Origin of the sequence: Nostoc sp., from assembly GCF_036916975.1 — a bacterium.
Taxonomy (GTDB): Bacteria; Cyanobacteriota; Cyanobacteriia; order Cyanobacteriales; family Nostocaceae; genus Nostoc.
The window spans coordinates 78,263-93,771 of record NZ_JBALFF010000036.1; the positions used below are offsets into that span (position 1 = coordinate 78,263).

Sequence of the window (15,509 nt, forward strand, 5' to 3'; positions counted from 1 at the left end):
AGATTATTTTTATGAGGCATCACAGCAGTGTTTGGAAATAACAGAACTGATTGCTACACCTTGCATAAATCAACACCAAACTCCGCCGTCATGCCTAAAATCTCTTCCTCCGTGTCCTCTGCGCCTCTGCGGTTCGATTCTCATGCTAATTAACAACCTGCGTAGGCATAGTCATTTTGAGTACAAAACTCGAAATCTGAGGTTCAAAGGCTCAAGTGGCGATGTCTAACCGCAAGCACTGCGTTTGAATGTTTCTATGCAAATGGTATTTTTACCCCAAAGAGAGGAGATTTCCAAATAGAGACAAAGTAGAATTAAAATAAATATCACAAGCTGTTTATGCAATGGGCTAATTTTCTAGCCAAAGAAGCTGCTAATCATAGCTTATCTCTAGAGCAAACAGCAGCTTTGTTAAAGTATTTTAATAATGAAAATTTAGGAAAAAGTGAAGCTAAACTTATCAACGAATTAAACGTTGATGTTGTTGCTTTCAAAAAGTGGATGGGTGAGATATATAACAAGTTCGCTCAGAGTTATCCTGAGTTAGCTATTTCTAACAATCGGGACAAACTAGAAAAGTTACAAACTTACCTGAGGGCGAAATATAATAGCGAATTAGATATCCTCAAACCATTGGCGGCGATGAAATTATTAAAAACGCTGGTGGTTCGGGAAAGACTGCAACAAGAACCTTGGGTTGCGAGAAGAATTTGTAAATTTTTGGGATATTCGCCTTTAGCGTTAGAGTTAGTAGGGCGATATCTGGATAAAATGCCAGATTTGTCTCTGAAAACACTACTGAAGCGGCTAGAAAAGAAACGAGTGGAACATGAAGCAATAGTCAATGCTAACTCATTGATGCCTTATGAATACGGTGTAACTGAAGCTTTTGAATTAAGTTGGGAACAGTTGGATGAAAATGCACAAAGCTTTGGCTGTTTGCTAAGTTTGTGTGCCTTAGCTGACATTCCCTTATCTATTGAGACGATAGAAGATAATAAAAAACAAGAATGGCTGTCTGCCATAGCCAATTTACTAGAATTGCATTTGCTACAACAGAAAAGTAAAGGAATTTATTGTCTAAATCCCCTAATTCGCCAACTTTTCCAAATGAAGTTGAATCAGTCAAATAAGGCGGATGAAGCAAAAACTAACTTTGCAGCAATGATGTTAGAGGTAGCAAAACTAATTCCGCAACAGCCTAACCCTGAAGATATTCTCAACCTCACTCCACATATCCCGCACATTACAGAAGTCGCAACCCATTTATCCCAGTATGTGGGCGATGAAAATCTAATCACTCTGTTTACCAAATTGGCGTGGTTTTATCAAGGACAAGGACTTTATCAGCAAGCAGAATATTGGTTACAACAATGTGTAGAAGTGACTCAAAGTCGTCTTGGTTTAGAACATACTGATGTCGCTGCTAGTTTGAACAATTTAGCAGGATTTTACAAATCTACAGGACGTTACAGCGAAGCTGAACCTTTGTATCAACAAGCTTTAAAACTGAGAAAACACTTGCTGGGAGAGAACCATCAAGATGTCGCCACTAGCCTGAATAATTTAGCACAACTTTACGATTCTACAGGGCGTTACAGCGAAGCCGAACCTCTGTATCAACAAGCTTTAAAATTGAGAAAACGGCTGCTGGGAGAAGAACATACTGATGTCGCCACTACCTTGAGTTATTTAGCATTACTCTATGAATCTATAGGACGCTATAGCGAAGCCGAACCTTTGTATCAACAAGCTTTGAAACTGTGGAAACGCCTAGTGGGAGAAGAACATCCCCATGTGGCCACTACTTTGAACAATTTAGCAGCATTGTACTGTTATACAGGACGCTACAGCAAAGCTGAACCCTTGCTTAAAAAAGCTTTAGAACTGAGAAAACGCTTGCTGGGAGAGAACCATGAAGATGTCGCCACTAGCCTGAATAATTTAGCGCAACTCTACGAATCTACAGAACGCTACACCAAAGCTGAACCCTTGTATCAAGAAGCTTTAGAAATGAGTAAACACCTGCTGGGAGATAATCATCCTGATGTCGCCATTAGTCTGAACAATCTCGCAGCACTCTACCGTAATACAAGACGCTACAGGAAAGCCAAACCCTTATTTGAGCAAGCTTTGAAAATTTGTGAACAAACTTTAGGTGTAAGTCATCCTACTACTATGACAATTCGGGCAAATTATGCCAGCTTTTTAAGAGAAACATATCACTAGCGATCGCTACGCCTAATTGATGATTCGTAATTCGTAATTCATTAAAATAAATATCCCCCCTCTCCATTAGCGAAGAAGGGGTTAGATTCTACTTACATCCTAAAGACTTGCGTGTATTTACACCAGTTTTAGAATTCACACCATTTGCCTTAACACAAAGCTTTTTCACTTGTATCCCATCTAAAATTGCATTCGTAAAATCAGTACCTGTGACATTTACATCATCAAAAGTAGAACGTAGCATCATTGCATCGGTCAACACAGCATCACTTAAATCAGCATCCTTAAACCTTGTTAGATAGGCTATGCCTTCACTAAAATCAGCACCATGCAGATTTACTCCCTCCAACAGGGTGCCGTTAAACACGCCACCACGTAAGTCAGCATTGCTAAAATTAGCATTCTCTAGTTTGAGATTAGTAAACTCAGTGCCAATTAAACTTTGACCAGAGTAATCCTTGCCCTTGAGTTCATCATTACCCATAGAACGGGTAATACTAGAAGAACTTGCAGCTTGCGCCGATAGGGGAAACCAAAAAAGAACCATCGCTAAGACAAAGTTAGCTAACAGTCGCCAATATTTCATAATGTCTTCTTAATAAATCTCAACACTTGCACCATTAACTATTAAAGCTTACAGAAGGGGATAAGGGAGTGGGGAGATGAGGGGGATGGGGAAGCAGGGGAAGAAGAACTAATGACCAATGACCAATGACCAATGACCAATGCCCAAATTCAATACATAAGACTCAAAAATCAGAAAGCATCTCGTAGGATTATAGATGTTGAGGTGCGATCGCAAAATAATTACCTGTGGCTAATCAAGAAGACAACGCCCAATCCTTGGCGCGAACCCCTTTATATCAAGTGGGTGTAAAACTTAAAGCACGCTTTACCAGCTTTGGCGGTTGGGAAATGCCTGTACAATTTAGTGGCATTAGCCGCGAACACGAAGCTGTAAGAAATACAGCCGGAATGTTCGATATTTCCCACATGGGTAAATTTACCCTCCAAGGTAAAAACCTCATTTCCCAACTCCAGTCTCTAGTGCCTTCCGACTTGAGTCGTTTACAAGCCGGTCAAGCACAATACACCGTATTGTTAAATTCCCAAGCCGGAATTATTGACGACATCATTGTTTATTACCAAGGTGAAGACACCATTGGTATACAAAAGGCATTTATCATCGTCAATGCCTCTACCTCTGGTAAAGATAAAGCATGGCTATTGCAACACCTTGACGATGATAAAGTGCAATTCCAAGACCTTTCACCAGAAAAAGCCTTAATCGCCGTGCAAGGCCCAAAAGCGATTAAATATCTCCAACCATTAGTCCAAGAAGACTTACAACCAATCAAAGCCTTTGGACATTTAGAAGCAACCTTACTAGGTAAACCTGCCTTCCTCGCCCGCACAGGTTACACCGGAGAAGATGGCTTTGAGGTGATGGTAGATCCAGATGTAGGAGTAAAATTGTGGCAAAGTCTCCATAATGCTGGTGTTATTCCCTGTGGACTTGGTGCCAGAGACACTCTGCGGCTAGAAGCGGCGATGGCACTTTACGGACAAGATATCGATGACACCACTACACCCTTAGAAGCAGGGTTGGGGTGGCTAGTTCACTTAGATACCAAAGGCGAATTTATTGGTCGGGAAATTTTAGCACAACAAAAAGCTACTGGAGTGCAGCGCCGATTGGTGGGTTTACAAACCCAAGGACGCAACATTGCCCGTCACGGTTATCAAGTGTTATCAGCTGGTAAAGTTGTGGGAGAAGTTTCCAGTGGCACTCTGTCGCCTACACTTGGTTATCCCGTTGCTTTAGCTTACGTTCCTACCCAATTAGCAACCATCGGTCAACAGCTAGAAGTCGAAATTCGCGGCAAAGCTTACCCAGCAGTTGTAGTGAAACGTCCCTTTTATCGGTCAAAAAATCGTGTCGCCAACTGATAAGCGTCGAGGTTTTTGAGGAATAATGTGTTGTGAGTTAGTCAATCTACAGTAAGGTTCATTACCAAATATGGCTTTGATAACTGTTGGGACAATAATTTTTTTGATAAGGGAGAGGAAGTGATATGTCTTTTGAATATCCTCAAGATTTCAGATACCTGGATTCTCATGAATACGTGCGAATAGATGGTGAAATTGCCACCATTGGTATTACTGAATTTGCTGTACATGAATTGGGCGATATCGTCTTTTTAGAACTGCCAGAAATTGGCGACGCTCTTACCAGGGGAGAAAACTTTGGCACAATTGAATCAGTCAAAGCCGTTGAAGAACTGAATTCACCAGTCACAGGCACAGTTATAGAACGTAATGAAGCCTTAATTAATTCTCCCGAAGCCGTGTCAGAAGACCCCTACGGGGAAGGGTGGTTTTTGAAAGTGCGCGTCAATGACCCTGATGAAGTAGAGGATGCCTTGACAGCAGATGAGTATCGCGCCCAGGTGGAAGGGGAGTAGGGAATTGGGCATTGGGCATGGGGAAGAGAGAGGAATTTTCCCCCTGCTCCCTGCTCCCTGCTCCCTGCTCACTCATCTCCCCCTCCACCCGAAAGTCATGAAATTTAGATGAATTGAAAAGTTAGACCTACTTCTGATGAGTATTTATTGCAAAATATGAAATAGTACCGTCTGGAGAGTAATTTGTGGTATTGAACGCCCCTCTTCTCAAGTCTAATGAGCAGCAAGTGCTGGATGAAAAAAGTCAAACAAGTCAAAAGCTAAGTAGTTTTGTGCCAAGACACATTGGCCCTAACTCCGACGATATCCAGCAAATGCTTAAGGTTTTGGGGTTTTCCAGTCTGGATGCCCTAATCAACCAAACAGTCCCGCAGGCAATTCGGCTGAAGCAACCCTTAAAGTTACCAGAAGCCGAAAGTGAGTATGCAGCACTGGCATTTTTAAAAAAAGTTGCTGCCAAAAATCAGGTTTTCCGCTCATACATCGGTATGGGATATTACGACAGTATTACCCCACCTGTGATTGGGCGTAACATCCTAGAAAACCCCGGTTGGTATACTGCTTACACTCCTTATCAGCCAGAAATTGCCCAAGGGCGACTAGAAGCACTGCTAAATTTCCAAACCCTGATTATTGACTTAACAGGTTTGGAAATTGCCAATGCTTCGTTACTTGATGAAGCAACAGCCGCAGCTGAAGCAATGAGTCTAAGCTATGGTGTTTGTAAAAATCAGGCAAATGCCTATTTTGTCTCTGGTGATTGCCATCCCCAAACTATCGACGTGTTGCAAACACGCGCTAAACCATTAGGGATTAAGATCATTGTCGGCGATCATCAAACATTTGATTTTGATCAACAAATTTTTGGGGCTGTTCTGCAATACCCCGCTAGTGATGGCACCATTTACGACTACCGCGCTTTTATAGAAAAAGCCCATGCTAAGGGTGCATTGGTGACGGTAGCAGCAGATCCTTTAAGTTTAACTTTGCTCACCCCTCCTGGGGAATTTGGCGCTGATATTGCTGTTGGTAGCACCCAGCGCTTTGGTATTCCGTTGGGGTTTGGGGGACCTCACGCAGCATACTTTGCTACGAAGGAAGAGTATAAGCGGCTGGTTCCAGGGCGAATTGTGGGAGTATCAAAGGATGCCCAAGGTAAGCCTGCATTACGTCTCGCTTTGCAAACCCGCGAACAGCACATCCGCCGCGAAAAAGCTACTAGTAATATTTGTACTGCACAGGTGCTACTGGCGGTAATGGCGAGTATGTACGCCGTCTATCATGGGCCTGCTGGATTGAAGCAAATTGCTGAAAACATCCACTCTTTAACAGTGCTATTGGCGGAAGGACTGAAGCGTTTGGGTTACACTATCAGTTCCAAAGATTTCTTTGATACACTGCGCGTAGAACTGGGAAGACGGGATTTAAAAGATATTTTGGCAATTAGCGAAGAACTTCAAATTAACCTGCGGGTTTTTGATGCCACTGCTGTTGGTATCTCACTGAATGAAACAACTACACCAGAAGATTTAATCGACCTCTGGCAGATTTTCGCTGGTACAGATGATTTACCTTTTACCCTAGAAGAATTAACTTCTCGCTCTCTTCCCCATCTATCTCTCTCTCGTACAAGTACATATCTCACCCACCCAGTTTTTAACCGCTATCACTCAGAAACTGAGTTATTGCGCTATCTGCACAAGCTAGAAAGCAAGGACTTGTCCCTAACAACATCGATGATTCCTTTGGGGTCATGCACAATGAAGTTGAATGCGACTGCTGAGATGATTCCAGTAACTTGGGAGGAATTTGGCAAGATTCACCCGTTTGCACCTGGGTCGCAAACTCAGGGTTATCAAATGTTATTTAAGCAACTTGAGGCATGGTTAGCTGAAATTACTGGTTTTGCGGGAATTTCTCTACAACCAAATGCTGGTTCTCAGGGCGAATATGCGGGACTTTTAGTAATTCGTCAATATCACGAAAATCGAGGTGAAGCACACCGCAACGTCTGTTTAATTCCCACTTCGGCACATGGGACAAATCCAGCGAGTGCGGTGATGTGCGGGATGAAGGTGGTGGCAGTTGCCTGTGATTCACAAGGTAATATTGACGTTGATGACTTAAAGAGTAAGGCAGAAAAACACAGCAATGAATTAGCTGCCTTAATGGTGACATATCCCTCGACTCACGGTGTTTTTGAGGAGCCAATTCAGGAAATCTGCGCTATTGTCCACAGTCACGGCGGACAAGTTTACATGGATGGGGCAAATATGAACGCCCAAGTAGGGATTTGCCGTCCTGGAGATATTGGCGCGGATGTCTGCCATTTAAACTTGCATAAAACCTTTTGTATTCCTCATGGTGGCGGTGGTCCTGGTATGGGGCCGATTGGCGTAGCCTCTCATCTTGTGCCATTTTTGCCTGGACACCCTGTTGTGGGGACTGGGGAAGAAATTTCTAATTCCCAACGTATTGGTGCTGTGGCGGCTGCGCCTTGGGGTAGTGCTAGTATCTTGGTGATTTCTTGGATGTACATCGCCATGATGGGTGCAGATGGTTTGACCCAAGCAACTAAGGTGGCGATTCTCAATGCTAATTACATCGCTAAAAGACTGGAATCTTACTATCCGGTTTTGTATCAGGGGAAAAATGGTCTAGTTGCCCATGAATGTATTTTAGATTTGCGTAGCTTGCGAGGCGCTTCGCCATCGCTCAAAAAATCAGCTGCGATCGAAATTGATGATGTTGCCAAGCGTCTAATAGATTATGGTTTCCACGCGCCGACTGTCTCCTGGCCTGTAGGGGGTACAATCATGGTGGAACCTACAGAAAGTGAATCTAAACAAGAGTTGGATCGTTTCTGTGATGCGTTGATTTCTATTCGCCAAGAAATTGCCGAAATTGAATCAGGTAAGGTGGATATCCAAGATAATGTTTTGAAGAACGCACCCCATACTGCTGAAAGTCTCATCACTGGAGAATGGCAGCATCCTTATTCTCGTGAACAAGCTGCCTATCCTGCGCCTTGGACTCGTGAGTATAAATTCTGGCCGGCTGTCGGCCGCATTGATGCGGCTTTTGGCGACAGGAATTTTGTTTGTTCTTGTCTGCCTATGGATGCTTATTAAAATCAAGTGAGGAGTTAGGAGTTTGGAGTTTGGAGTTTGGAGTTTGGAGTTTGGAGTTTGGAGTTTGGAGTTAGGAGTTTGGAGTTAGGAGTTAGGAGTTAGGAGTTAGGAGTTTGGAGTTAGGAGTTAGGAGTTAGGAGTTAGGAGTTTGGAGTTTGGAGTTTGGAGTTTGGAGTTTGGAGTTTGGAGTTTGGAGTTAGGAGTTTGGAGTTTGGAGTTTGGAGTTAGGAGTTAGGAGTTTGGAGTTTGGAGTTAGGAGTTAGGAGTTTGGAGTTTGGAGTTTGGAGTTAGGAGTTTGGAGTTAGGAGTTTGGAGTTTGGAGTTAGGAGTTTGGAGTTAGGAGTTTGGAGTTAAGACTCCTAACTTCTATAATCAAGTAAGTGGGTCAAATTAAATATAAAACCTCACGCTCAATCCGGCTTCCCTCTCCAAAATATCGGAAAGGGATTGAGGGTGAGGTTTTATCTTATATTTAATTACGCCTACCTACTTATCAAGTCCGGTTAATCACTTATGATTACCGCATCTGTGCAAAAATCGGAAAAGCCTCTTTTCCCCAGCAAGAACTGCAAGAACTGCGATCTAAATGATAAGTCTTTAGCCGGACACGATATAAGAGGATGTTTGAAAAGTATTGGGTGAATAAAATTCGCTACTACACAAGCAACGTCTACCTCCGTGGAGTAACAGAAAATCAAGGGTTTCAAACCCACCTCCGTGGGTTTTGTCTGTATAGCCGCGACTTCTAGTCGCCAGGGCTAGTATGAATTAAGACTTTACAAACATCCTCTAATTCTTCCTTTACAGATAAAGGCTGATACCCCAATGCAAATGCTTTGGAACTATCCAAAGAAACATCTGCTGGTCTAGGTGCTGCCATTTTCACATCTTGTTGTCGGCAGGATTTAAGACCACTGGCGGGAAGTTGAAATACTTCTACTAATAGCTGTCCAAAATCATAACGCGAAATCCGCTCTTTTCCGCCTAAGTGAATGATGCCGTTAACTTTTTCTAATGCTAATAAAAGTCCTTTGGCGGCAGTTGTGCCACTTACTGGGGTGCGAAATTCATCGATAAATAAACTTAATTCTTCTTCGGCTTTTAAAGTTTGAATAAATGGCTGAATAAAGCTTTTCGCTGTGGGTGTTGCTGCACCAAACATCAACGGCATTCGACACACTGCGGTCATGGGATATCTTTCTAGCATATCTGCTTCTGCGATCGCTTTCTGCTCACCGTACAGATTGACAGGACACACAGCATCTGTTTCTTGATAGGGAGCATTCAAACCATCAAAAACTAAGTCGGTTGAGGTAAAAACACAAGGAATAGAATTATCCGCGCAAAGTCCGGCAATATTGCAGGATGCAATGACGTTAATTGCGTGGGATTCTTTGGGGTTCGTTTGACAAAAATTGGGTTGCGAATGTGCCGCAGTATGAATAACTGCTGATGGTTTGATATCATTAAATATACGTTTCAATTCCTGAAAATTTGTTAAATTTGCTTTTAACATTTTTAGACCAGGAATTTCTAAAGGATGGGATAAATAAGTGCCATAAATCTCCCATTCTGTTTTGGCAAGCTGGCAAAGATGCCATCCTAAAAAACCACTTGCTCCGGTGATTAACAATTTTTTCATGTCTTATTGTAAACCACTCAAGAAAAAATCTTGGCTACAGCAAGTTGATATTTTACACTCAATGGTGGTGACAAAATCCTATTGTAGTAATTCTTGAAACTGCTTTGCACTACGTACTTTGCTAAAGTCGGGGTCAGTTTTGGCTAATTTCTTGTATTTATCAGGAACAAGTTCGATTGCTTTGTCTAAATTCTCAATTGCTAATTCGAGATTGTTTTCTAAAGCATAAGAGCAAGCTTTGTTGTAATATGCTTGGTGCAAATCCGGCTTGATGGCGATCGCTCTATTATAAGACGCGATCGCATCTTGGTAGCGGTGTAGTTTTGTTAGAGCAATGCCTTGGTTAATTAAGGCTTGATATTTGTCGGGTTGGATGGCGATCGCTTTGTCGTAAGATGCGATCGCGTCTTGGTAGCGTTGCAACGATGTTAAGGCTATACCACGATTATACCAGGCTTCATATTTGTCGGGTTGGATAGCGATCGCTTTGTCGTAAGATGCGATCGCGTCTTGGTAACGTTGCAACGATGTTAAGGCTATGCCACGGTTAATCCAAGCTTCAGGATTCTCAACTTTGATAGCGATCGCTTTGTTGTATGCTTTTATTGCATCGTCGTAACGCTGTCCATCTAATAAATTATTACCTTGATGAAAGAAATATTCTGTTTTCTGAGTAGCCTTAGCTTCTATAAAAAGTTGGGTTACATTACTTTCTTGCACAACTTTTGTAGTATTTTCTGTTGATGAGTTTGCCCCACCACTACAGCCAAATGCGAAGAAACCTATCAAGCCAGATGCAACCAAGCAGCGCTGAAAAACCATGCTGTACCTACAAAACTTCTAAAATGATCTTAAAATTTTTTGTTTTCTCAGTATTATCAAAATACACTAGTTTTAAGCCATTAATTTACTTATTTTTTTCCGAAAGAGCTTTTTTGACAACCTACAGATGCTTATTAAAATCAAGCGTATATTACATTACCATGTTAAATACACACAAAGCAATTACTACCAATTCTTTGTGAGCCTGCGCCAAACCCTCTTAACTTCTTCTTTCTTTGTGTTCTTTGCGGACTTTGCGGTTCGTTTTTCTTTCTTGTACTTAAATACGGTTTAGCGCATCTTCATACAGAATTGGTATTAAGATCAATTTGAGCTAAAAAACGATAACTTTATGTTGTTATAGCAATCCGTGTAGGAGTTATGAACAAAAAGATCCCCGACTTATTCAAGAAGTGGGGGATCTGAGTCTCTTAGTGGAAAGCAAATCAAATAGAATTGCTACATAACTGATGTCAAAACGCAAAGAAGCAAAGCCTAACTTCGTAGCTTTTGCCTCTTTACATAAAACCTAATTAATGCCAAAGACTGATTCGACAGTTGACTTAATTGAATCTCGCGCATCCTTCAAAGTTTGGCTAATGGGATGCTTTGCTTGCAAAAATACACGCGCACAATTGCGTCCCGGCATTCCCGAAATCGAACCACCTGGATGAGTTCCTGCACCAGTTAAAAATAAATTCTCAATTGGCGTTTTGTAGTTGGCTATTTCTGGCAAGGGACGGAAAAATACCATCTGATCTAAAGTCATGTCAATATGGTAATAATTCCCTTTATATGCACCTAATCTTTCTCCTAATTCTGCTGGACTTTCTACACGACGGGCGATAGTTGCATTCTTGACATTTGGTGCATAGTCTGCCAATTTATCAATCACTCTATCTGCAACTTTGTTTTTCAATTCATCTGTCCAACCAGTACCTTTTAAACCAGTGCCTTCTGCACCAGCAATTTGATAAGGGGCAAAAAACTCAATCCATACAGTGTGCTTACCTGGTGGCGCTAATGTGGGGTCTAAATAACTAGGCATCACCACATACATTGATGGGTCAGCATCAGGAATTTCTCCCAAGGTACATTTACTATGAGCCTGTTCGACATGAGCCACAGAATCGGCAATTAAGATAGAACCAACGAGATATTCGTCTTTATGGGCGTGGTATGGAAAGCGCAGTGGTTCGTCTAAAGCTAAGTCTATCTTGAGGATAGTTTCGTTATTGTTAACGATGCGGCGTTCTAATCTTTCCCATAAGTTAGGATCGGCTCCATCGATATCGCTTTTATCAGTCATTTGCAAAAATAACCGCTTGGCATCAATATTAGAAATAACCCCGTATTTAGCGCGATATTCGGTGTTTCCAGCGACTCGTACACCAACAGCTTTTCCATTATCAATTAAAACTTTTTCAACATGCTGATCTGTCAGAATAACGCCACCTTTACTTGTGACTAATTTCACCAAAGCTTGCACAAGTGCGCCAGTTCCACCGCGTGGTCTGGCCATTCCCGGATTGTGACGCATCGCCATCATAATTGCACCAATGGCAAGGGTTTTTTGCGATGGTGGCGCACCAAGTTCTGCTGCTAATCTTGCTAGTGGCGCTTTTAGAAATTCCTCATCAAACCACTCGTTAAGTAAATCCTCAGCGCTGGTTAACATTGTGCGAATAAAGTCCAGCGTTTTGTTTGGGGAACCAATCATCGAAAATAAATCTTTTAATTTTTTGATATCGTAGTTGCCAACGATATCTATAATTGACTTTGGCGGTGCATTAAACATAGGAACCATTGCACCGATCGCTCGTTGCCAATAATCGACAAATTCTGCGTATTTCTTAGCATCACGTTCACTATAACGAGCGATTTCTGCACAAGTTTTTTCTAGCGATTTATGTGCTAAGAAATACTTGCCATCAGGATGAGGACAGAAAACAACTGGATCGCACTCCAAATAATGCAAACCGTATTTTTCTAGTTCTAATTCTTCAACAACTGGCCCCAAGTGAATAAATTCATGGTCAATAGCACACAAGTTAAATTTAAATCCAGGAGCCTCTTGTGGTAAACATTCTTCAGTTGTTGCTGCACCACCTGGAACAGAACGCTTTTCTAGTAACAGGACGCTATAACCAGCTTTCAGCAAATAAGCTGCACAAACTAAACCATTGTGTCCAGCACCGATTAGCACAACATCATACTCTTGCATAGTTGGAATTTAGAAATAAGTAGGTTTCTAAATAGTAGAAACATTTTACTACTTTTACATCATCCTTCAGTAACAAAAATTATGGTAAATTGAAGGATTTAACACCCCAATATCTACATGTAGCATCAGTTTTCGGTGAGGTTTAAATCTCCCTCTGAAATGTCTTTAATTTTTAATTTTTAATTGTTAATATGATGGTATTTGCTTCATTTTAGTTTCTACGAGAAGCACTAAACTACCAGTTTCTACTTTTATATCTTTAATATGAAACACCATATCTTCCCATTTAAAATACGGTATATTCATCAATTCTTTGGCTTTGTGAATTAAAGCTGTAACTACTTCTAGAGAAATTCCTCCTCCCTCAGTGCAGTTAAAACTCTCCAGCATCGCGGGTTCTGAATGAGTTCGTGGACGTGCGATCGCAGTGTAAGCCAAAAGCCGAGTATTTCCCTTTTCCTTTAACAGTACTCTTCCCTTACATTCTATTTTGCCATCGCCAGGTAAAAATATTTCAATTTTTTCTGCTTCAAAACTCACAATTGTGCCATCTACATCCAAATCAAAGCTTTGCATCTGGCTGCTAACAAAGTCTGATGCCAAGGCGCGGTTCATATCTACTTCTGTGAGTATAATCCGAGCAGTGGCATTTACTGGCTCATTGAGTTCTATTTGACCAAAAATAGCGCTGAAGGGATTGATGTTAATACTTTCTGTTTGCAGTTTGATTTCTTGTACGCGAATATCTTCTTGGATTACTAATCCAACACCAGCAACCGAAACTCCATCCGCTTGTCCCTGAACTATTTTCAACAGATCGGTTTGTACATCTATTTCTATTTTCTCTGCGTCATCTAGCTTTTCAGATATTATTTTTTCAGCTTCTTGGGATATAAATTGTTCTTCCAACCGATGCTCATCAGGCATGAATTAATCATCTTCTAAATGTCTTCTTACTATTTACTGTAAAGGCTAGATACTAAGAATGAATCTACATTCCGGTATATGCAAATTGGAGGATTGAGTAATCAAGTAGAAAGTATTGTTCGTCTTTTAAGTTTTGTTATTTTGGTAACAACCATTTTTACACCGCCGCTAGGGACAATTGTAATACCACGACGGACGGGATGCACTGGACGTTTATCAGTAAGCGTTAGTTCAAAATGGGATAATATTATGGCTGTTACTAATTTTAGTTCATACATGGAAAATGCCGCACCGATGCAACCGCGATAACCCCCACCAAAGGGTAAATATTCATAAGGCGAAAACTTTTGGTTGAGGAATCTTTCGGGACGAAACTGTTCTGGTTCTGGGTAAGTCTCGCTTCGGCGATGTGCTAAATAAATACAGGGAACTAAAACTGTTTCTGAGGTAAATTTTTGTCCGATAATTTCTACGCTATCTTTTACCATTCGTGGTGTGCAAATTAAAGCAATAGGATGAATTCGCAGTGTTTCTTGACAGACGGCGGTGAGATAAGGTAATTGTGTAATTGCTTCAGGGTTTGTGAGATCATCCAAGGTGTTTAGTTCTTGCATTAGCCGATGTTTCACTTCCATATGAGAGTGAATTAAATAAAATACCCAGGCTAATACGCCAGATGTAGTTTCGTAACCCAACAGCAATAATGAAACTAGTTGATCGCGTAATTCCTCATTTGTCATTTGTTTTCCATTTACGTCACACGCTGACATCAGCATACTGAGAATATCTGTACGCGCAGCATCATTTTGGCAACGTCTTTCAGAAATTTCTGCATAGATGAGTTTGTCAATTTCCTCTCGTCTTTTTAAGAAAATTCCCCAAGGACTCCATGCACCTAAATCTTGTTGCAGCAAAGGAAAGAAAAATAGGCTAGAATACCAAGGTTTAGTTACGTCTTCTAATAAAGAACTCAATTTTTCTTTTAATTGTTGGTAACGCTCACCATGAGTAATACCAAATACTACTTTTAAGATAATTTCTAAAGTGATATTTGACATTAACTTGTGTATACAAATATCTGTACCTGATGTCCAATTCTGTGTAGCTTCTTCAGTTATTTGACAAATGGCTTGTCCATAATATTTTAAATTATCGCCATGAAATGCTGGGAGTAATAACTGCCGTTGTTGTTGGTGCGATCGCGCCTCTTGAAATACAATAGAATTCTCTCCAAACAAAGGTTTAAATACATGGGTTGCTTTCTTAAAATCTAATTTGTGTGCAGGGATGGCAAAACAATCACTAATTGCTTGCGGATGGCTAAAAAATACTATCGGTGGCGACTTTAAACCCATTACCCGCATTGTAAGAATATCACCATATTTAGCAGCATAATTTTCTAATGTTTTTGTAGGTTGAGCAATTAATTGTAGAGTTTGTAGCAATGCTGGTGTGCGTAGATTATCAAGTTTTTTCATTGTTGATTCAATACCTTTACGATTTAGGAAGCTGCAAGGAATTTAATAAGTTTTGGTTAATAATTGCTCCTCTGTAACCCTGTTTAAATGGGAGCATCCCGTCAGGTGTAAAAACCTTGATAGCCCTCATCCCCTAACCCCTTCTCCCAAATATGGGAGAAGGGGAACTAGAATTATGTCTTCCCTCTCCTTTCATATGGAATTCGGGGAACCCTCTGTAACCCTGTTTAAACCGGAGCATCCCGTCAAGTGCAAAAACCTTGATAGCCCTCATCCCCTAACCCCTTCTCCCAAAAATGGGAGAAGGGGAACTAGAATTATGTCTCCCCTCTCCCATATTTGGGAGAGGTGCTGGGGGTGAGGGAAAAGATTTAAGCACTCATTGCGATGCTCCCGTTTAAACAGCAAGGAATTAGAACAATAATTTTTAAATTTTTTAAGTAATTTATAGAGCCAATTACTAAGTTAATCGGATTGGCAAATCATTAATATTAATTTTTACAAGGATAATAATAATATTTTTTTTGAATCTTTAGAAGTATTTACAGAAAAAACTTCCTCAAAATATTTTGGGTGGACATCCAGTTAAAT

The 15,509-nt window shown here is 41.0% G+C and carries 11 protein-coding genes; 5 read left to right on the forward strand and 6 right to left on the reverse strand.

Features of this window, described 5'->3' with window-relative positions:
- The first annotated feature begins 339 nt into the window (after window positions 1–339).
- The gene (locus V7K73_RS07640) at window positions 340–2,229 is read left to right on the forward strand and encodes a tetratricopeptide repeat protein (RefSeq protein ID WP_334878640.1); all 1,890 of its coding nucleotides are present in this window, start codon (window positions 340–342) and stop codon (window positions 2,227–2,229) included.
- Between the two features lie 88 nt (window positions 2,230–2,317).
- On the opposite strand, the gene V7K73_RS07645 is transcribed toward V7K73_RS07640, so the two are convergent.
- Window positions 2,318–2,815 (reverse strand): pentapeptide repeat-containing protein, encoded by a 498-nt coding sequence (locus V7K73_RS07645; RefSeq protein WP_334878641.1) that lies wholly within the window; start codon window positions 2,813–2,815, stop codon window positions 2,318–2,320.
- Window positions 2,816–2,947: 132 nt separating this feature from the next.
- Between V7K73_RS07645 and V7K73_RS07650 the strand changes: the two genes are divergently transcribed.
- The 4 genes from V7K73_RS07650 (at window position 2,948) to gcvP (ending at window position 7,825) form a co-directional block, all read left to right on the forward strand.
- Window positions 2,948–3,106: a hypothetical protein gene (locus V7K73_RS07650; RefSeq protein ID WP_334878643.1), complete on the forward strand. Its 159-nt coding sequence runs from the start codon at window positions 2,948–2,950 to the stop codon at window positions 3,104–3,106.
- Window positions 3,043–4,179 (forward strand): glycine cleavage system aminomethyltransferase GcvT, encoded by a 1,137-nt coding sequence (gene gcvT / locus V7K73_RS07655; RefSeq protein WP_334878645.1) that lies wholly within the window; start codon window positions 3,043–3,045, stop codon window positions 4,177–4,179. The genes V7K73_RS07650 and gcvT overlap by 64 nt, the downstream gene beginning before the upstream one ends.
- Before the next feature lie 125 nt (window positions 4,180–4,304).
- Window positions 4,305–4,694: a glycine cleavage system protein GcvH gene (gene gcvH / locus V7K73_RS07660; protein ID WP_334878647.1), complete on the forward strand. Its 390-nt coding sequence runs from the start codon at window positions 4,305–4,307 to the stop codon at window positions 4,692–4,694.
- Window positions 4,695–4,879: 185 nt separating this feature from the next.
- Window positions 4,880–7,825, forward strand: coding sequence for an aminomethyl-transferring glycine dehydrogenase (gene gcvP / locus V7K73_RS07665; RefSeq protein WP_334878649.1), 2,946 nt, complete (start codon window positions 4,880–4,882; stop codon window positions 7,823–7,825).
- Between the two features lie 745 nt (window positions 7,826–8,570).
- Here gcvP and V7K73_RS07670 read toward each other — a convergent pair.
- The 5 genes from V7K73_RS07670 to V7K73_RS07690 form a co-directional block, all read right to left on the reverse strand.
- On the reverse strand, window positions 8,571–9,467 hold the full coding sequence (locus V7K73_RS07670; protein ID WP_334878651.1) for an SDR family oxidoreductase: 897 nt from the start codon (window positions 9,465–9,467) through the stop codon (window positions 8,571–8,573).
- Between the two features lie 78 nt (window positions 9,468–9,545).
- Entirely contained in the window at window positions 9,546–10,289 is a 744-nt protein-coding gene (locus tag V7K73_RS07675) for a tetratricopeptide repeat protein (protein ID WP_334878653.1), read from the reverse strand.
- Between the two features lie 529 nt (window positions 10,290–10,818).
- Complete coding sequence (crtO, locus tag V7K73_RS07680) at window positions 10,819–12,513, reverse strand: beta-carotene ketolase CrtO (RefSeq protein WP_334878655.1); 1,695 nt, start codon at window positions 12,511–12,513, stop codon at window positions 10,819–10,821.
- A 186-nt stretch (window positions 12,514–12,699) separates the two neighbouring features.
- Entirely contained in the window at window positions 12,700–13,440 is a 741-nt protein-coding gene (locus tag V7K73_RS07685; RefSeq protein WP_334878657.1) for an LmeA family phospholipid-binding protein, read from the reverse strand.
- Window positions 13,441–13,541: 101 nt separating this feature from the next.
- The gene (locus V7K73_RS07690) at window positions 13,542–14,918 is read right to left on the reverse strand and encodes a cytochrome P450 (RefSeq protein WP_334878659.1); all 1,377 of its coding nucleotides are present in this window, start codon (window positions 14,916–14,918) and stop codon (window positions 13,542–13,544) included.
- Window positions 14,919–15,509: the final 591 nt, after the last annotated feature.